This is a genomic window from Roseibium sp. SCP14, from assembly GCF_040329475.1.
Lineage (GTDB): Bacteria > Pseudomonadota > Alphaproteobacteria > Rhizobiales > Stappiaceae > Roseibium.
On record NZ_JBDZYH010000009.1, the window covers coordinates 108,423 to 129,263 of the forward strand.

Annotated in this window: 10 protein-coding genes; 7 read left to right on the forward strand and 3 right to left on the reverse strand. The window is 52.0% G+C overall.

Annotated features, from left to right (window positions below; translation table 11 throughout):
• Both ABLQ08_RS27200 and ABLQ08_RS27205 read left to right on the forward strand, forming a co-directional pair.
• Positions 1-9,408 carry a hypothetical protein gene (locus tag ABLQ08_RS27200; protein WP_352949078.1) on the forward strand — a complete coding sequence of 3,136 codons (9,408 nt, stop codon included), beginning with the start codon at positions 1-3 and terminating at the stop codon, positions 9,406-9,408.
• 614 nt (positions 9,409-10,022) lie between these two features.
• The gene (locus tag ABLQ08_RS27205) at positions 10,023-10,967 is read left to right on the forward strand and encodes a ribose-phosphate diphosphokinase (protein WP_352949081.1); all 945 of its coding nucleotides are present in this window, start codon (positions 10,023-10,025) and stop codon (positions 10,965-10,967) included.
• Positions 10,968-11,246: 279 nt separating this feature from the next.
• Here the strand turns inward: ABLQ08_RS27205 and ABLQ08_RS27210 are convergent, their stop codons facing one another.
• The 3 genes from ABLQ08_RS27210 to ABLQ08_RS27220 form a co-directional block, all read right to left on the reverse strand.
• A complete protein-coding gene (locus ABLQ08_RS27210; RefSeq protein WP_352949083.1) occupies positions 11,247-12,296 on the reverse strand; it encodes an IS110 family transposase in 1,050 nt (349 codons plus the stop codon).
• Between the two features lie 611 nt (positions 12,297-12,907).
• Complete coding sequence (locus tag ABLQ08_RS27215) at positions 12,908-13,540, reverse strand: FMN-dependent NADH-azoreductase (protein ID WP_352949085.1); 633 nt, start codon at positions 13,538-13,540, stop codon at positions 12,908-12,910.
• Positions 13,541-14,059: 519 nt separating this feature from the next.
• Positions 14,060-14,890 carry an alpha/beta hydrolase gene (locus ABLQ08_RS27220; protein WP_352949088.1) on the reverse strand — a complete coding sequence of 277 codons (831 nt, stop codon included), beginning with the start codon at positions 14,888-14,890 and terminating at the stop codon, positions 14,060-14,062.
• 195 nt (positions 14,891-15,085) lie between these two features.
• Here ABLQ08_RS27220 and ABLQ08_RS27225 point away from each other — a divergent pair, with 195 nt between their 5' ends.
• The 5 genes from ABLQ08_RS27225 (at position 15,086) to gcvA (ending at position 20,790) form a co-directional block, all read left to right on the forward strand.
• Positions 15,086-16,603: an ABC transporter ATP-binding protein gene (locus ABLQ08_RS27225; protein ID WP_352949090.1), complete on the forward strand. Its 1,518-nt coding sequence runs from the start codon at positions 15,086-15,088 to the stop codon at positions 16,601-16,603.
• Complete coding sequence (locus ABLQ08_RS27230) at positions 16,600-17,685, forward strand: ABC transporter permease (protein ID WP_352949092.1); 1,086 nt, start codon at positions 16,600-16,602, stop codon at positions 17,683-17,685. Before ABLQ08_RS27225 ends, ABLQ08_RS27230 begins: the two co-directional genes overlap by 4 nt.
• Positions 17,670-18,611 (forward strand): ABC transporter permease, encoded by a 942-nt coding sequence (locus ABLQ08_RS27235; protein ID WP_352949094.1) that lies wholly within the window; start codon positions 17,670-17,672, stop codon positions 18,609-18,611. Before ABLQ08_RS27230 ends, ABLQ08_RS27235 begins: the two co-directional genes overlap by 16 nt.
• A 104-nt stretch (positions 18,612-18,715) precedes the next feature.
• The gene (locus tag ABLQ08_RS27240; RefSeq protein ID WP_352949097.1) at positions 18,716-19,672 is read left to right on the forward strand and encodes a BMP family protein; all 957 of its coding nucleotides are present in this window, start codon (positions 18,716-18,718) and stop codon (positions 19,670-19,672) included.
• 182 nt (positions 19,673-19,854) lie between these two features.
• The gene (gene gcvA / locus ABLQ08_RS27245; protein ID WP_352949100.1) at positions 19,855-20,790 is read left to right on the forward strand and encodes a transcriptional regulator GcvA; all 936 of its coding nucleotides are present in this window, start codon (positions 19,855-19,857) and stop codon (positions 20,788-20,790) included.
• Positions 20,791-20,841 lie beyond the last annotated feature (51 nt).

The following is a 20,841-nucleotide window of genomic DNA, read 5'->3' on the forward strand; positions in this document are numbered from 1 at the left end:
ATGGACCGACGTGTTGTTGCCTTAGACTCCGACTATATCATATCTCTTTACTATGCTGAAACTCACGGCCTTCCAGGAGCGCTTGATACTATAGCTGGACCAGGTCGATTGATCGCAATTACAAGCACCGTAAAGGATGAGCTCACGAGCAATCCGGAGTTGTATGAACAAGATGCAATGATTGCAGCGTGGATCGATCGCCAGAAACTTGCCGGAAATCTAAAGGTATATCCTACACCAGGCTTCCCTCCAGGCCCAAACCAGGGAGAGTTGTCCATATTCAGCGCACTTTCACAGATGCATCGCGATGGATCTGGGGGGGCAGTACAAGTATATTCGAACGATGCGGGTGCGCGTGCATTGTTTGACGACGTTGCAGATGCACAAGCGTTTAGTTCACAAGCTGGAAATTTAGCAAGTTTCTTTGATGGCGCATTGTCTCTGCGCGAATACTTTGAGATCTCTGCATATTCTTCCCCTACCGCTGGTCCCCCGAAGTTCGAAGTTTTTAGCGGAGAGGGGCTCAATAGCAGTGATGGACATTCACTCCACGTTCTCCCTGATGGAAGTGCGCTCGTCACTGACAGGTTTGGAAACACCTATCGCGTGTCTGCAGACGAAAAAGTTCGCTTCAACTCTGACGGAACTATCTCTCGATCGAGCAATGTCGGCAAAGGTGCCAATGAATGCTTCCCAGCAGACACACCTATTCTGGTTGGAACTAACCAAAACCGCCCGATATCTGATCTTAGGGTAGGGGATGTTGTCCTTGCGTTTGACCCGTCTCTCGATGGAGGGTTGGGAGACCTTGTCCCTCGTCGGATAACACGACTTTACAGAAACTCAACGACAGAATGGATTAAGTTAACTTGGGTTGATGGCGAAGAAACGAAAGAACTTGTGGCAACTCCAGGTCACCGATTCCTCGACCGGTTTGGAGGATTTTCTGCTCTCGAAGATATGATCGAAAACGGTCGGGTAACAGCCGCTCTCACCTCGGGAGAGTTTGCCGAATTAAACGCTGAGAAGATACTGTATTCGGCTGCTACCGCACACCTATTCGATCGCACCTGTTCACGTGGCGTTATTGCTTGCAACGGCCCGACAGCTCAGCCTGCAGAACAAGATGCCTGGCAGACCTACAATTTCGAAGTTGAAGATCTGCACACCTACGTTGCCGGTGACATCCGCGTGCACAACGACTCTGGGTTCCTCGGCAATCTAGGCGAGCATATCGACAACTCTTTAAATGGTTTCGGGGAAACAGCAGATCAGGTTGGAGACTTTATTTCTGATACGTTGCACGACATTGAAGATGCAATCGAGTCCGTAACTGATCTCTTCTCATGGGACGGTTCTCAGGGAGTGGTTGGCAACGTTGGGGACTTCGTTTCCAACGTCGATGATGCAATCGAGAGCATTAGTAGTTCGATTGGCGACGCTTTCAGCTGGGCAAGTGATGCAATAGGGACTTACGTCAACGAAACCATTGATGGCGGTTTCAGTCCAGACGACCTCACGGATGAACCAACGGGTGGCGGCGATGGCGGCGGCGGCGATGGCGGCGGCGGCGATGGCGGCGGCGGCGATGGCGGTGGTGGCGATGGCGGTGGTGGCGGCGGCGATGGCGGTGGTGGCGATGGCGGTGGTGGCGATGGCGGTGGTGGCGATGGCGGTGGTGGCGATGGCGGCGGCAAGCCGATCGTTGTTGATCTTGATCACGATGGTCTCGAACTGATCCAACTGGGTGAAACTTCACCAGAATTTGACTTTGACAATGATGGCTATGTTGAACGCACAGCCTGGGTCGCCCCTGATGATGCATTGTTGTTTTGGGACAAAGATGCTGATGGTCAGCTCAGTGATTCCTCTCAAATTGCCTTTGCACTTTTAACCGCTGACGACCCGACCGACACGGATCTCGAAGCGCTTGCAACGGTTTTTGACAGCAACAATGACAAGGTTTTTGACGCTCAGGATGAACGTTGGCATGAATTCAAACTTTGGAAGGACGAAAACAGCAACGGAACGATCGATGCGGGTGAACTGCTAGAGTTAGACAGTTTTGGCATTACAGCGTTCAATCTAGAATATACCAATTCGACACCTACCGTTTACTCAGACGGTACGGTCATACACGGCACAACCGAGGCCACAGGATCGGGTGGGACGACCTATACGGTTGGCGACGTTTCATTCGCATACGACACGTTTGGGTCCAATCGGACCATCGATGGTGATGGCGTCCTGATCGAAACCGACAATGGTCGTGACGCCTTCATCACAACCAACGCGAACGGCGTTACACGCAGTTTCAATCGTTCCACCGTCGCAACTGGCGCTTCAGGTAACGATAGTTTCGATGCATCCAATGCCTACGGCTCCTTGTTCATGGACGGTAAGGCTGGCGATGATGTTTTGCAGGGTGGTCATGGCAATGACGTGTTGCTAGGTGGTGACGGCAACGACGTGATTAGTGCCGCATCTGGCGATGATGTCATATTTGGAGATGCGGGAACCGACCAGATCGATGGCGGCGACGGAAATGATACAGTCTCATATGCCCAATCTGTCCAAGGCGTTACTGTTGACCTCGAGGCCGGAACATCAGTCGGCGGACACGCAGCTGGTGATATTCTCATAGATATCGAGAATGTCATCGGGTCAGCTCAAGCAGATAGCCTGACAGGAGACACGGAAAACAACGCCCTTGAAGGGCTTGCGGGTAACGACACACTGAATGGTGGCTCTGGCGACGATATTCTTTCCGGTGGTGCAGGAGCCGATACTATCAACGGCGGGGCAGGCACAGACGCTGCAGACTATTCAACTTCTGGAGCGGGTGTCAGCGTAGACCTTCTGACGGGAACCGCAAACGGCGGTGACGCTGCTGGTGATGTTCTTTCCGAAATCGAGAACCTTTTTGGTTCCGATCATGATGATCAGCTGAAAGGAAATGCGGGTGCAAACCTGCTATTGGGCGGGGCTGGCGACGATCAGCTTAGCGGTCAGGGTGGAAACGACACACTATCAGGTGGTGCAGGGGCAGACGTACTATTCGGTGGCGGTGGTGATGACACATACCTTGTCGGTCTTGGTCATGGCACGATCGGCATACGGGACATTGGCGTTCATGTCGAAACCAGTGAAGAAAGGTACCTAGCGGGCTACCATGGCCAGACAGCAGTCTACGGGACACGAACGACAACGACACGCACGCTTGTGAATGGAGGAACAGACACCCTTAAACTGAAAAGCGGCACTACCTTCGACGACTTAACGCTGCACTCCAATAGCGATAACCTGGTTTTCACATTGCACGCTCGCAACGATCAGGATGTTGTCGAGGCAAACACTGTCATCAATATCGAGAACAGCCAGCAAGCTGACTATGCAGTTGAAAAGCTGGAGAATGCTTCTGGATTCGTCTTAGATCTCACAGGCATGATCGCGGGTACGGGCGGCACAAATCTGGCTGGAACCTCGAATGCAGACATAATCTTTGGTACTAACACCTCAGAAACCATCACCGCCGCTGCTGGAGACGATGTCATCATTGCCGGCCTTGGCAATGACACAATAGATGGTGGTGATGGCGCTGACCGCATTTGGGCTGGCTTTGGTAACGATAGTCTGAACGGTGACGCCGGCAATGATCAGCTTTCCGGTGGAGACGGCAACGATACTCTGACGGGCGGTCAGGGTGACGATCAGCTCTTTGGCGGTGACGGGATCGACACACTTCAAGGTGGATCAGAAAATGATCTTCTGGATGGTGGCAACGGCGACGATATTCTAACAGGAGGTGCCGGCGATGATACGGTTCTCGGCGGCGCGGGCGACGACACCATAAATGGCGGCGCTGGAGCCGACATCTATTCCGGTGGGTTCGGTAGTGACACTGTCGACTACTCGCAATCATCGTCCGCGATCAACGTTTCTCTCTCAGACGGCACGGGTGCAGGTGGCGATGCGGAAGGGGACACTCTGTCCGCAATCGAAAACATCATTGGAACGCAGTTTCATGACCTCCTTTCTGGCAATGAAGCAGCCAACAAGATTCTGGCCGGCTATGGGGACGATCTCCTATTTGGCGATGGTGGAGCGGACTATCTGCACGGCGGCTATGGAACAGATACGCTCGATTTCTCAGGAAGTGTTGGTGGTGTCACCGTTAGCTTGAGCATTAATGCTCTGTCGGGTGGTGTCTGGGAGGGTTTTGGATACAGGGGTGATGCAACCGGGGACAGCTATTACGCCATCGAACGCGTGATAGGCACTGTTAACGATGACATCTTGCAATCCAGGATTATCGGTTCTGAACTCGTTGGTGGCGAAGGAGACGACGTTTATGTCGTGACGTCTTCAGTGGATGTGGTCGAGCATGCCAATGAAGGCGAGGACGAAATCCAATCCTTGACTGGCGAGTACTCCATCGCGGATCTAGACGCCATTGAGCGCCTCAGCTTTGTCGGCAACGGCAATGCCAAGTTGACGGGTAATTCTGGAGATAATGTTCTAAGAGGTGGCTCCGGAAATGACTGGCTAACCGGCGGCGCCGGGGCTGACTTGCTGATTGGCGGAGATGGCACTGATTACGCCATTTATTCGACTGCTCCGGACGCAGTCACCATCAACCTTAAGACCGGTGTTCACTCCGGTGATGCGGCCGGCGACACTTATGAAAGCATCGAAGGAATCATAGGCACACAATACAACGATATCTTCGTGAGCGGAGGAGAGGCTATTCTCCTGAGTGGTGGAGACGGTTTCGATATCGTTGATTACTCCACTTCGCTCCAGGCGGTAAACGTAGACTTGGCCAATGGTAGTGTCGGAACCGGTGGAGATGCTGAAGGGGACTCCTTCTACGGCATCGAACGCATAATCGGTTCTTCGTTTAGCGATACTCTCCGATCCACTATCAGTAATACTGAACTCGTTGGCGGATTTGGCGATGACGTCTATATCGTCGGCAACTCAACTGCAGTCATTGAGCTGGCAGGTGAAGGCGACGATGAAATCCAAGTCACTTCAAACTACTCAATTGAAAACCTGCAATACATTGAACGTCTGACTCTGATCGGCAACGGCAATGCTACGTTGACCGGCAATGCAGGTAACAATGTTCTCACAGGAGGTTCGCGAAACGACACGTTAGTCGGAGGAGCCGGAGCCGACCATTTGTTTGGCGGAGATGGCGTAGACTATGCAAGCTATTTGACCTCCACCACTGGAATAGACCTTAATCTCAAGACAGGCGTCTATTCTGGAGATGCCGCCGGTGACACGTATGACAGCATCGAAGGATTGGTTGGGTCTTCGTACGACGACACCTTTATCAGCGGATCCGAAGCCATTATTTTGAACGGAGGCCTCGGTTTCGATACCGTCGACTACTCCTCCTCTTCTTCCGCAGTTAATATTGACCTGAGCTATGCGCAACCGTCCCCCGGCCTCTGGGAAGGCGTCGGAAGTGGGGGAGACGCTGAAGGGGACAAATACTACAACATCGATCGTGTGATCGGCTCAGACTTCGATGACACGTTACGGTCGACGTACGGCGCGCGCGAGCTTGTCGGCGGAGCAGGCAACGATGTCTATGTTGTGCAAGGAGCCGCCGAAGTTATCGAGCTCACCGGAGAAGGTGACGACGAGATCCAGGTCAACTCGAATTACTCCATTGAAAATCTTCATGCCATAGAACGATTGACGATGATTGGTGGCGGTAACGTTACCCTCACAGGTAATGCTGGCGACAACGTTCTCACCGGTGGCTCTGGCAATGATACGCTTGTTGGAGGTGCAGGAGCCGATCACTTAGTTGGTGGAAATGGAGTGGACTACGCGAGCTACCTAACATCTTCGGAGGGAATAAGCTTCAACCTCAAGACCAGTGTCTATTCCGGAGATGCTACCGGTGACACCTTCGATAGCATTGAAGGACTGGGAGGGACACTCTACGACGATACCTTTGTCAGCGGATCCGAAGCCATTATCTTGAATGGTGGGAACGGGTTTGACATTGTTGATTATTCAACATCGTCGACCGCTGTGAATGTCGATCTAACCAACAGCGTCGTATCCGGCAGCCTATGGGAAGGTGTTGGAACGGGTGGGGATGCAGAAGGTGAAATCTACTACAATATCGAACGTGTAGTCGGTTCAGCTTTCAATGATACTTTGCGATCCACAGTCGGCTACCGCGAATTAGCCGGAGGTGATGGTGACGATATCTACATCATTCACGGATCGGCCGAGGTCATCGAACTGGCTGGTCAAGGTAACGACGAAATCCGTTCACATAATGGAACGTTTTCTCTTGAGGACCTGGCGGCGATTGAACGGCTGACATTCCTCGGCAATGGCAATGCCACGCTTACCGGCAACGCTGGAGACAATGTTCTCACGGGAGCTTCTGGTGACGACCGGCTCACCGGTGGAGCTGGAGCAGACCACATTATCGGTGGAGCAGGTTTCGATTACGCAATGTACTCGACTTCGATTGCGAGTGTCTCCATCAACTTCAAAACCGGTGCCCACACCGGAGATGCAGCAGGCGACACGTTTGAGAGCATCGAAGGTCTGATCGGATCACAATATGACGATACATTTGTCAGTGGTTCCGAGGCGCTTGTTCTCAGCGGCGGGACCGGACAGGACACAGTCGATTACTCCAGTTCCGATGCTGGCGTCGACATTGAGTTGGTCAACGGCAGCACCGGCATAGGTGGTGACGCTGAGGGGGACGCTTTTTATAGCATCGAGCGTGTGATTGGCTCGGCACATGATGACGTTTTGCGTTCAAGGACCTCCGGCACTGAGCTGATCGGCGGAGCAGGTGACGATGTTTATATCGTAGACACTGGCGTTGATATCACTGAACTGGACGGTGAAGGTATTGACGAAGTTCAAACATACTCTGAGGGTCTCAATCTTGCGGACTATGCAAATATCGAAAACTTGACCTATCTGGGCAACAACAACGTTGCCATGACAGGAACTGACGAGAATAACACCCTCAAAGCTGGATCGAAGCACGATACGATTACTGGAGGGATGGGAAATGACCGCCTAATTGGTGGGGATGGAAGCGATACCTTCGTCTTCTATGTCGGTGACGGTAATGATGTTGTTGAAGACTTCGAGGCGACAGGGTCAGTCACTGATAAACTCGAGTTTTCAGGTTCGGTGTTCGCAACTCAACAGGCGGCATTAGACGCAGCTGTCGACGACGGAAGTGGCAACGTAGTCTTCACAGTGGGCACAGATACGATCACGCTGGAAAATGTGTCGCTTAACGAGCTGAGCACAGACCACATTGTCCTTCGCCTCGATAACTTCAACGGCACAAACTCAGCTGAAACCCTCACCGGAAACGCGGGAGCTAACAGGATCGACGGCAAAGGTGGAAACGATGTGTTGATTGGTCTGGGGGGTGCTGACCAGCTGATCGGAGGAACAGGAACCGATACAGTCGACTATTCCAGCTCTACAGCTGCGGTTGATGTCGATCTCATATCTGGCGCAGGAACTGGTGGTCACGCTGAAGGCGATACATACAGCTCAATCGAACGCGTCATAGGAACTACTTACTCAGACACCTTGCGAGGGGTTGTCAGTGGCACAGAACTTGTTGGTGGCGCCGGTGACGATGTTTACATAATTCAAAACAACCAGGTCGTTCGAGCTATCGAAGCATCAGGAGAGGGCAACGATGAAATCCGCACCACCTCCCGCACATTCTCAATGGAGGATTTCGAACACGTTGAGCGCCTGGTCTATTTGGGCAGTAGTAATGCAATTCTGACCGGAAATGCCGGAGACAACGTGATAGTTGGCGGTTCTGGAGTTGACCAACTGCTAGGTGGAGCAGGAGCTGACCATCTCGTGGGAGGCGCCGGAACTGATTACGCCAGTTACCTTAATGCCACCGAAGCAGTCACCGTCAACCTCAAGACGGGTATACATTCGGGAGACGCTGCGGGCGACACGTTCGATAGCATCGAAGCCCTTGGCGGCTCAAATTTCGATGATACTTTCATAAGCGGAGCCGAGGCATTCTTGCTTAACGGCAGGAACGGAACCGACACAGTCGACTACTCCTCTTCGTCAGCAGCTGTGGATGTCGATCTGAGAAAGAGCATAGTTTCAGGAGGCATCTGGCAAGGTGTCGGATATGGTGGCGATGCGGAAGGTGACACCTATTACTTCATCGAGAGAGTAATTGGATCGGCATTTGATGACACTCTGCGCTCTACGTCAGGCAGTTCAGAATTGCTAGGCGGCGCCGGTGACGATGTCTATGTCGTAAATTCTGGCGCCATTATCACCGAGAATACAGGTGAAGGTATCGATGAGATCCAAACTCAATCGGGCACGTTTGACATGTCAGGCATGGAGAACGTTGAGCGGCTAACATTCATTGGAAACGGTAACGCGCGTCTGACAGGAAATGCAGAAAATAACGTTTTGACCGGAGGGTCCGGTAACGATGTGTTCTTTGGCAGTGCGGGCGCTGATCAGATCATCGGGGGCGCTGGCACCGACTATATGAGCTATTACACGCTTTCAGCTGCTGTAACCGTCAACTTCAAGACAGGTATTCACAGCGCTGATGCAGCCGGAGATACGTTTGACAGTATCGAAGGGTTGGTGGGAACACAGTACGACGATACCTTCGTCAGTGGTGCAGAAGCTCTTATTCTCAATGGTGGCAACGGGTTCGATACCATCGATTATTCTGAATCCAGCGCGGGGATCGACATTAACCTGGTCAATGGAAGCGTCGGCATAGGAGGAGATTCGGAGGGAGATAGCTTCCACAACATTGAACGAGCAGTCGGTTCAGAGTTTAACGACATACTTCGTTCAACATCCAGCGGCACCGAACTGCATGGTGGGGCCGGTAATGATGTTTATGTCGTATCGACCTCCGTGACCATTGTTGAGGCGGCCGCAAACGGCATAGACGAAGTTCAAACCAGCTGGAGCACTTTCAGCTTGTCAGGAATCTCGAATGTTGAAAATCTCACTTATGTGGGAGGCAGCAACGCGACTTTGACAGGAAATGCCGAAGACAATGTCCTGACCGGCAACACAAAACACGACCAGCTTCTTGGAGGAGATGGGTCGGATCGCCTGATTGGAAATGCAGGATTTGATACGCTCACCGGTGGTCTTGGAAGTGACACGTTTGTCTTCAAGTCAAACGATGGTACCGATCGGATCAAGGATTTTACCGATGGTGAGGACCTGATTGAGATTGTGAGCGGTGCGTCTGCGTTTAGCGATCTCGTATTGGAGGCATCTGGTTCGGACACTGTTCTCAGTTTTGGCGGAACTACTGTGACATTGGAAGGCGTGCAGCTTCTGGACCTTGATCAGAATGACTTCCTGTTTACCTGATCGTTTGTGATTTGAGCATTCGGCATGCAGTCCGCACACGCAGCGTTCGTATGCAGAGATCAGCCCAGCACGATTTGTCTGCCCGGTGCGGGCGAAGCCCCGCTTGCTGATTGGATGACTGGCGCAGCCAGGCCGAAAATTGCGAAGCAATATGCGCGAGCGACTGTTCCTTGACAACGGTCCTGGTTGTCAAGGAACAGTCGCCAATCGACCTTGCTCGCAACCAAAATACTTGCATCGAGAAAACGCCCTAAAGTGATTCAACAATCAAGTTTGCAGCTCTGACGTGAACAGAATTCCAAACATATTATGTGATTGCATTTATACGGCCTCCCCGGTTAGGTTGCGCTGAAATAATTCATTTCTTGCTAGGTGGATCGCGTGCAACAATTGCTTCTGCGACTTTCAACACCATCATCCAAAACTGGTTTTCCCAAAGGTTTCATGAGTTTGTTGGGGCTATTTCTTGGCCCGCGAGCGCGTCAATCAGCAAGTCCGTACGGATGCCGAGATTTTCAAACTGCCCAATCTTCGAAATATCGATCTCAGCGAATTTGCTTCCCTTGTTCCCAAGGCAAGCTTTGACACACGATTAGCAAAAGTATGGGGAACTTATGTCAGACAATATACGGATCATCAGCGGTTCCGCTCATCCAGACCTAACATTCAAGATCTGTAGCCATATTGGCGTCGAGCCGTGCCAAACTCGGCAGGTTCGCTTCTCTAACGAGAACATTCTGGTGCAAATTGAAGAGAACGTTCGAGAAATGGACGTTTTTGTAATTCAGCCATCCTGCTCCCCAGTATCCGATGGGATAATGGAGCTACTGATTACGATCGATGCACTAAAACACGCATCCGCTAAGCGAGTAACTGCAGTCCTACCCTATTTCCCATACTCCAGGTCGGACAAAAAGGACAAACCTCGAATATCTATTACGGCAAGATTAATGGCTGATCTCTTAGAGGCTGCTGGTGCTGATCGTGTGTTGACCATGGATCTACATTCACCTCAAGTACAAGGTTTTTTCCGAATTCCAGTAGATCAGCTTCTAGCCGCACCAATCATCTGCGATCATCTGCGCGCCACTCGAAATCTGGACAACTATGTCTTGGTAGCTGGAGATGTGGGAGAAGCTAAAGAGATAGGTGCATATGCAAACCGGCTAGACCTTCCTATTGCGATCGTGGACAAACGTCGCGATGGTGACAATGAAAAGCCGCGAGCAGTCAACATAGTCGGTGACGTCGCAGGCAAGAAAGCTCTGATAGTTGATGACGAAATCGCAAGCGGCGGAACCTTGATTGAAGCGACAGAATTCCTCATCAAACATGGAGTAGTCTCGGTAGAAGCAGCAGCCGTCCATCCTGTGCTTTCCGGGAATGCAATTGATCGAATAACGGCTTCTTCACTCGAGTCGGTTGTGGTTTCAGATACAATTCCGTTGAGAGCAGAAACACCATGCGGAAAGATTGAGGTTTGCTCCATCGCGCCATTGCTTGCAGATGCAATCAAAGCGATCCATAGCGGTTCAAGTATTTCTCAGCTGTTTCGTTAAATGACAAGCCAACTGCTATTATGCAGTGGCTTGGTAGCACTCAGGCAATCGGAATTGTTCGCCGAAGTGTGGCGTTTGAATTTCCAGATATCTCAACCGGGCACATGGTTCCTTACGGGGTCGGCAATCACCGCCTCAACATGGGCTTCGCTGGGAACCACCTCATTGTCACTCCACGCGATATGGTTAGTCGCAACGATCGCTGCGAGGTTGGTGTCCCGTCGTCCCGGTCAGGACTATCCCACTTTCGCGGGATTCCTGATGCCAGAAAGCGCTAAACTACGCAGCCTTGGCCTTTCCATGCACGAATTCGGTTCCATCGATCCAAATCGAGTGCATCACTATTGCTAATTTGCGGGCCACGGCGATCGCAGCTCGCGTGAAGCCAGCTCTCTTATAGATACGAAACCCACAAGCTTTCAGCTTTGACCAGGTCGCTGTTTTCGTGAGCAAAATTGTAGCCGCCTGATACAAGTAAGATCGTACCATCGGGTCTGGTGCATGACCGATCCCGGCGCTCCAACTCGTTTCTCCAGATTGGCGAACGCGTGGCGCAAGTCCGAGGTATGGTCCCACCTTACTCGATGAACTAAAGCGGGAAGGATCATCAATCGCTGACATGAAACCCAGGGCCACGAGATAGCTGACACCAGGAACGGTCATGATACGACGAGCATTTTCGTCATTCTTGGCAATGATCTTCAACTGATCTTCATAGTACTTGATCTGTTCGATCATTGAATCGTGTACCGCCAAAAGTGGCGCGAGCATAGGAGCAACCTCAGGATGCTCGTCTACTACTTTCCGAACTATCTCAGGAAATTTGCGTGTTGCTGTGCTCCCTGTAAACAATCCAAACGTTTTCACGATCCCCCGCATTTGGTTCAGGATGTCTCGACGGTTCAACCGGAGCTGATACCTGGCCGAAAGCATAGACTTGATATATTGGGCCTCCGGTGTGCGGACATTCGCTTCTTTGAACCACCCAATCCGCATGAGTTCTGCTAAGCCTTCAGCGTCGTTGCGGTCCGTTTTGTTTCTTCTCATGGACTGTGCCTTGCTGGCATGGCGCGCATCAACGCAGATTGCTGGAACTCCTCGACGACGCAGCTCTCTCCAAAGCCAGGGGGTTGTAGCACCAGTTTCCACCGCAACTCGTTCGCAGCAGGTGGCATGAGCTAAGATGGTTTCTGTAATGACGATTGGATCAGATGGAACAACACCTCGAAACAAGCGCTTACCACTTTGATCCAACACACAAATATGTGTGTCGGATAGTGAAACATCGAGGCCAACATAAGTTTTGATGGTTTGAGATTCTGCGGTCATCTTGCTCCTCCAACGAACGGTGCGACAGGCAACGCCATTAGAGATGGAGCACTGGACCGTTGTCACTCCATGTTACCCGAATGGGCCGAGACGAATGCGGATTGTGGCACTAGATATTCCGGGCAGATTTCGTGTTTGGTTCGGTGGAGGCCGCGACGCGACCGGAGTAAAGCCCGGTCCCCTAGATGCACCCAGAATAGGACTTTCTTGGCGTCATTTCCGTACTTGATCGATTGCTTCTGCAATCAAAATCAAATGCTATCGCCACCCTAGACTGGGTGAGTTGAGTGACCAAGAAAATGACGTTCGAGTTCCTCGTACATGACTGCGCAGCGTTCGCTTTAAGTCTCTGTCATATTTGCGATGAGACGGTCGAAATACACGTGTTGCAGAAAGAGTGCGACTGTGCGCCGCTTATTAACGGGCGGACGGTGAAGCATATGATGCCGTTTGATGTTAGCCCCGTGCGACAGCAAATAGGTAAGGATGACATTTTGAGTGGAACGCACAACGTGTCATGGACTGTGTTGTAGAACTTTCAGAGGCCTGCGGTCGTCAAAGCCGACCGCAGGCCTCTGACAAAGCTTTTATGAAGTCAATTTTCTGAACGACTACGCGTTGACGGCTTCTCTAAACAAGGACAGCTTGTCCACCAATGCGTCGGCTGCCGTATGAGCATCTGAAACGGATTTGGCGTGACGATCGTCGGCAAATTCCTGGTACTCAGCGTTGATTTCGTAGACTTCATCCACGCCGAGATATCCCCGGAGTGTTTCAATGTGTGGCCCCAGATGATTCCAGCTTTGCCTGATGCCGCCAGGACCAAACCCGAACTCGCCACTTGAGGTAATGAGCACAAGCTTCTTGCCTGACATAATTGGCTCGAGGGGGTAGTCACCTCGCGCGAGGTCAAATGTGAAGGTCTTGTTGACGCGAACGACTTGATCGAACCAAGCCTTCAGAGCTGCCGGCATTCCGTAGTTGTACATTGGTGTGGACATGACAATGATGTCAGCCTGATCGAGTTCATCAATCAGCGTGTCTGAAAGAGAAATCAACTCTTTTTGCTCATCGGTCAGGTCCTCATCCGGCGTAAAAACCGCTGCGATCCAATCCTGATTAATGATGTCAGGTGGATTCATCCCGATGTCGCGACGAATTACTTTGTCACCTGGGTTGGTCTGCCCCCATTTCTCCATGAAGGTAGCCGCAATGGCTCTCGAAATGGAGTTGTATTCCGGCACGGCATTGTCAGTCCTTCGAACGCTGGCGTCGATCTGAAGAATGGTTCTCATGATGTCTCCAATGAAGTTTGACTTGGGTTCGTGCTGGATTTTGTGGGCCTCTGGATTTCCTGACAAATGATTACAATTATCCGACGGCTGAGGTTATCTCAGGCGTGCAGACGCTCACTGATGCAAGCGGCCAGCACAGACATAACCGCGCTCTTTAAAGCCTTTTTTGGTTTGCCCTGGTTGATGAAGCTGCTTTTTTTGCCTCGATTTTAAGCGTCAACCGCCATTTGAAGTGCTTCTGGCAATTGCATTGTCGCAGCCAATACAGATCATAGGGGAAGGGCGTGGTAAGGCGGCCCGATCTGTGCAGACAACAATTTCACTAAACCCTAACCCGACGCATGATTATGCTTCGTGCAGGGTCTCCACAAAGGTCATATTTCAACATCGGCAATCCCATTAAGAAATTGCGATGATATGGCCAAAGAGCGTTGAAGAATTGAACCTCGAGGTTGGCAGAAGTTGTGGTTACGAAAAAATGCAGGACATGAGAGCGCTATCGGATTTTGAAAGTCCGTCGACAACGTTAAAGTGGTGTTCACCGGAACTTTCTACGCAGAGCGTTTCCACACCAAACCCGGACCAGATGTTGGCAAGCAGAGCATTTTGCCGAAGAAACTCGGGACGTTCTTCGGCCCCGACCCAACAGATCAATTTTGCCTGCGTATCTGGAAGCTGCAGAGCAGGGCTTTCTGTCATAGCGGTTGCCTCCGTCAGCCTAAGCGTTTTGTTGATCGACGTTTTCAGCAACGGCCGCAGATCATGAACTCCGCTGATGGATACGGCAGTTACAATGCGATCTTTTGCTACCTGCGTGAGCGTCGAGTCACGACAGAGGAGGCGGCTAATCAAATGCCCGCCAGCGGAATGCCCAACAATGACAATAGGACCTGACACCTGAGCGGCCGCGTTTTCGACAGCGCATGCGATCTCGCGCGTGATAACATCGATAGTCACTTCGGGACAAAGCGTATAGCTGGGGAGCGCCGCAGCCCAGCCTTTTTCGAGCGCCCCTGATGCCGCATGAGACCAGCGGAACTTATCCAGGGCACACCAATAACCACCATGGACAAATACAAACAAACCGTCGGGTTTGGCGCCGGGATAGAAGACATCCATCTTCTGTCGTGGTTTATTGCCATAGGGTATGTCTAATCGCGCATTCCCTTCGGCGACACGAGCTTGGCGAAATTTCCTGGCCTCGGATGTCCACCTCAAGGGGAAATCATCGGCTCCTTCAATGAAGCGAGCGTTTGAATAAGCATCATCCCAGTTAGCGATTGGTGTGCGATGGGGCACAATCAAGCTCTCCAATCAAACTATACGTGGCATTAAACCAAAGCCACATGAGTAGCGACGACCTTTGATTTTCCTCAATAAAATAGCGTGCTGGAATGCGCCATAACGTAATTCTCAGCCAACAGATGAATTCTAATCGTTTGTTCAGAATGCTCTCCTCCAGCAGTTTCCCACCAGCTGCGTATGGAGGAACAATTGGGCGCGCCGACACTTGAACTGGTCGATATCCGCAAGGAATTCGGAAAAGTCAAAGCACTTGATGGGGTCTCTTTTAAAGCAGAGGCCGGTCAGTGTATCGCGATCCTCGGTGAGAACGGCGCGGGCAAGACCAGCCTCGCGAGCGTTCTGATTGGTTTATATCATCCGACAAGCGGGGCAGTTAAATTACACGGCAAGGACGTGTTGTTTCGTGGGCCGCCGGATTCTCTTGCTGCCGGCATCGGCATGATTCACCAGCATTTCAGCCTCGTCGAGCGCATGAGTGCAATTGAAAACATTTTGATCGGTCTTCCCGCGGACAAACGTGGCCCCAATGCCCCTGACAAAATTCGAGAACTCGGGCAGGACTTTGGATTTGAGATCGACTACGGCATTGAGGTCGGGAAAATGCCGGTCGGCATGCGGCAGCGCGTCGAGATCCTCAAGGCTCTTTATCGGGATGTTCGCATCCTCATACTCGATGAACCGACGAGCGTACTTGCACCGAATGAAGTAGCACCTTTCCTGGCTGGTGTTCGTCAGCTCGTTGAAGCTGGTCGTACCGTCTTTTTCATCACGCATAAGCTCGATGAAATCATGGAGGCCGCAGACCGTGTACTCGTAATGCGCCACGGACGCATAGAAGGTGACGTTTTAACCACGAATACAAACCCTTCAGAACTGTCTGAAATGATGATGGGCAGCAAGGGAAAAGAAAGCATTCTTGAGTTCGAACGAACAAACACTGCTAGAGCCGAAACTGTTCTATCCGTAAAAAATGTTTCGGCACTGTCCTCTAATGGTTCGCGCGTATTAGACGATGTGTCTTTGACGATCAACGCTGGCGAGATTCTCGGCATCGCCGGGATCGACGGCAACGGTCAAAAAGAACTGTCGGATGTTATTGGTGGCCTTATGGCTGCGGAAGACGGAGAGGTTCATTTAACCGGGCGCGATATTACCAGACTCAACGTTGCCGACAGATTGGAGGCCGGAATTGGTTTCGTCCCAGAGGACAGACACGCCGAGGGATTGGTTCTATCTCTTAGCGTCGCCGACAATCTGGCGTTTCGAACCATCTCCAAGGCACCATTTTCACGAAACGGGCGGATAAACAGGGCAGCCATAACGACGGTCGCGAAAAAAACTGCAGAGTCATTCGATATCCGTCCCCGCGACACGTCTCTTCCGGTTTCGGGTCTGTCGGGGGGCAATCAGCAGAAAGTAGCCCTGGCGCGTGAGATTGCGGCCGCTACGAAACTGCTCGTAGTCGTACAGCCAACAAAAGGGTTGGATGTCGGGGCAACGGAATTTGTTCAGTTGCAAATCCGCGTTGCCGCAGAACGTGGCGTCGCTGTTCTCTACATATCGACGGAGCTTGAGCATGTGCTCGCCGTTTCCGACCGGGTAGCCGTCATGGCCTTTGGCCGCATCACTGGATACATCGATCCAAAGTCCGTCAACCTGGAACAAGTCGGCCTGTTGATGACTGCCGCAAACGGAGCAGCAGCATGACCGCACAAAGCCTGCAAATCAGAGTATTAACCGCGATTATCCTGGCTTTGGCAGTCGGTGCAGTATTCATCACTGTTGATGGATCTAACCCGCTTGAGGCGTACAAGGTCCTTTTCACGGAATCCTTTTTTGACTACTGGGGCCTGTCTAATACGCTGGTTGACATGTCACCGATGTTGCTTGCCGGGCTGGCAGTGATCCTGCCGCTACGCGCCGGGCTATTCAACATTGGGGGCGAGGGGCAGATCTATATGGGCGGACTGTTTGGTGCTCTGTTCGCCCTTGCGTTGCCGGACCTTCCTGGCTGGATCGGCATTCCCATGATTTTCGTCTGTGCGGCCATTGGTGGTGGACTCTGGGCTGCTATCCCCGCCTATCTGCGGGCCTATCGAGATATCAACGAAGTCATCGTGACCCTGTTGATGAACTTCATTGCCATTCATATCGTCAGCTATGCGGTGGCAGGACCGCTTCTGGCAGAGAGTGCTCCTTATCCCTATTCGGAAGAGGTTTCGTCACAGTATCGACTTCCGATTATGTTGGCCCGAACCGATGCCCATATGGGCTTTTTGATCGGGATTGTTTGCGCCGTTCTTCTGTATTTCTGGCTGCGATCGACCCCTTCCGGCTTCAAGCTCGATCTGGTTGGCCGTAATCGGCAGGCTGCCAAATATGCAGGTGTGAACACCAAACGCCAGATCATGATCGCCATGATCGTCGGCGGAATGTTCGCTGGACTCGCGGGAGCTATTGAAGTCATCGGGCTGAAATACAGGCTCTTCCACCTGTTCAGCGACGGCTATGGCTATCAGGGCATTATCGTCGCGTTCCTTGCCACGTTGAACCCGCTTCTGGCGCCTCTTTCGGCATTCTTCCTGGCCGGCTTGTCCGCCGGTGCAGGCACGATGCAACGCGCAGTTGGCGTCGAAGGCTCAATCATCGAAGTCATCGAAGGGCTTGTCGTGTTGTTCGTTGCCGCGGCAATCGTGCCGAAAGCCATCGGCGGAAAGGAAGGAATCGGCGCGTTTCTGAAAATGCTTCTGGGCAGGAAAAAAAGGCAAAAATCATGGAATTTCTTCTAAACCCTGCAGCCCTAGGAGATGTACTAGCATCAAGCGTTCGTCTCGGAATCCCGATCGCATTCGCTGCGCTTGGCGGCGTTTTTGCCGAACGCAGCGGGACTTACAATATCGGGCTTGAGGGCATGATCCTAGCAGGAGCGCTCGGAGCCGCCGCCGGCTCCTTCATGACCGGATCTCCACTTGTCGGTCTTGGCGCAGGGATCATCTGTGGTGTGTTTTCCGGCTTGTTGCTTGGTGTTATGGCAATTCACTACAAGGTCAATCAGTTGGTCGCCGGGATCGCTATCAATCTTCTCCTGGTAGGACTGACCGCATTCCTTTCCCGTCTCATATTCGGCGATATGGCTGGAGGTGCTCGTGTCGAGGGGTTCGGTACGATCAATCTCGCCTTCCTGTCCGAAATCCCAATCATCGGCCCTGCATTATTTTCGCAAGATCCGTTGTTTTATCTCCTTATCGCATTGGCCGTTGGTGGATGGTTCTGGTTGTTTCGCACCAATTCCGGTCTTGATTTGAGAGCCGTCGGTGAAAACCCGCGCGCGGCTGATGTGGCCGGTGTTCCTGTGTTTCCGTTCCGCTACACTGCGATTGCCGTTAGTGGTGCAATCGCGGCTCTTGGCGGTGTGCATCTGGTCTTGTCACAGGTCTACCTCTTCGCCGAAGGCATGAGCGCTGGTAAAGGATTTATCGCACTTGCCGCGATTATCCTGGGACGCTGGTCCCCCGTGGGGGCGGTGCTTGCCGCGTTCTTTTTCGGATTTTGCGACGCGATGCAGCTGCGTTTGCAGTTCAGCAATCCAGATGTCCCTTATCAGGCTTTCCTGATTATCCCCTACGTGGCTTCGCTGGTCGCACTTGTGGGATTTGTCGGCAAGGTGCGGGCTCCTGCAGCCGTCGGTCTCGAATATGACCGGGAAAAGCGCTGATTCCTTCATCCGTCGCCTGAGAAAACCTCAGTTTCACTCCGAGTAGCTGCAGGCGAAAATTGAACAACAAAAAAATAACGAACCGACCAACAGGGAAAACAGAAATGATAACACGACGTATTTTCATTGCGGCTGCGGCCGCCATGATCACCTTTGTCACGCCCGCTTATGCTGAAGGCATCGAGAGTGCAGCTATCGTTATGCCTGGATCGATTTCCGACAACGGCTGGAACCAGGCTGGATATGAAGGTCTAAAAAAGGCCGGCGAAGATTTGGGTTTCGAGACTGCCTACAGCGAAAGCGTGCACCAGCCTGACCAGATCGAGGTTCTCAGTGACTATGCGCGTCGCGGCTATGATCTGGTCATAGGTCATGGCGGTGAATTCCAGGATGCTGTCGTGCGGGTTGCGCAGCGCTTCCCGGATACCATGTTCATGGTGAACAACGGGCTGGGTACCAGCGAAAACGTCGCGAATGCTGACTTCTATTTCAGCCAGCTCGGTTATCTCATGGGCTTTACCGCTGGCCGCATGTCTGAAACAGGCACAATCGGCATCATCGCTGCGCAAAAGTTCAAGTTCACCAACGATACTGTTGCCAGCTACGAAGCCGGCGCGAAATCAGCAAACCCGGACATCAAGGTTCTGGTCACCTGGACAGGTGATTGGGATGATGTCGCAAAAGGCAAGGAAGCCGCACTGAACCAGATCGAACAAGGCGCGGATGTTGTTTGGCCGACAATGGACAGTGCAACGCTCGGCTCCATGCAGGCCGTTCAGGAAAAGGGCGTTTACGGAATCGGCATTTATCGCGACGCAATCAACGAATGGCCTGAAATCTTGCAGTCCGCCATTCTCGATGTTCGTGGCAACATGCGCTCTTATCTCGAGCTGGCAGCCAATGGGGAGCTGGAAGGCCAGTCTTATAAAGGCGATCTGAACAATCCGCAGGCGATGAGGATCGGCAGCTATCATCCGGACATCCCGGGCGAGGTTGTTGCCGAAATCGACGAGTTGGTCCTGCGCATGCAATCTGGCGAACTTGCGCCCGAGCCCCGTTAAGACCCGATTACCTCCCAAACTCAGCTGGAGTGAGGTTCGCCTTGCTCCATTTTTTTTGGCAGGTTTTTGGTTCAGGATATGTTTTCCCTCGCGATCAGAAGTGCAGCCGCATCTGAAACGTCTTGAATGGGTTCAATTTGAATTGACCTTGATTGCATCAGCAACGGGAGTAAATAAACATCATGTCCCGTATTCCGTCGCTCAAGAGCATACAAGCCTTTGAAGCTGTTGCCAGAAACATGAGTTTCAAGGCGGCAGCGGATGAGTTGTGTGTCACGCCGACCGCGATCAGCCATCAGGTTAAAAGCCTTGAAGAATTCTTAGGGGTCCAACTGTTTCATCGGCTCACACGTTCGCTGCGCCTAACGGCAGAGGGGGCAGTTTACGCGCCGCTAGTCATTGAGGCGTTCGAAAAACTCACCGAAGCATCCGAAGCGATCATGGGAGATGATCTTGAGGGTGTGCTAACAATCACGACAACCGGGTCATTCGCGTCCAATTGGCTGAGCCCGCGTCTGAAAGGATTTACCGATCGCTTTCCGCAGATTGCAGTGAGAATTCAAAGTTCAGACGAGGTTATCGATTTCAAAAAAGATGAAATCGACGTCGCCATAAGGTACGGCCACGGTGAATATGACGATCTTCACGCAGCCTGGGTTCTAGACGATTATGTGTCACCGGTCTGCGCGCCAGATCATCTTTCGGCAACACCGGACCTCGATGAACTACGAAACGCACAGTTGATACAGTATGAATGGGCTGGATTTTCCGATGATGATCCGAGCTGGCAACGCTGGTTCGAGCACCATGGTGGATGTGGTGCCGTATCAAATCCGTTCGTTACCTACTCCGAAGAACATATGTGCATATCTGCAGCGACCAACGGGCATGGTGTTGCGCTTGTCAGTCTGATCGCTGCTGCGCAGGATTTGGAAGATGAACGCCTGGTAGCGCCGTTTGACGATCGCATGAAGAACAAGACCTACTACCTTGTGTGCCCGAAGGCGACAGCCAATCGTGCCAAGATCAAGGCATTCCAGGACTGGTTGTTGGAGGAGGCCGATAAGTTTCGCGATAGTCCGGTTGGATTACGGTTCTTCGAAATCGAAACCCAATAAATCAAGCCTTCGCCAAATCCTAAAAAGTCATCTATGGCCTGAAAAATCCTC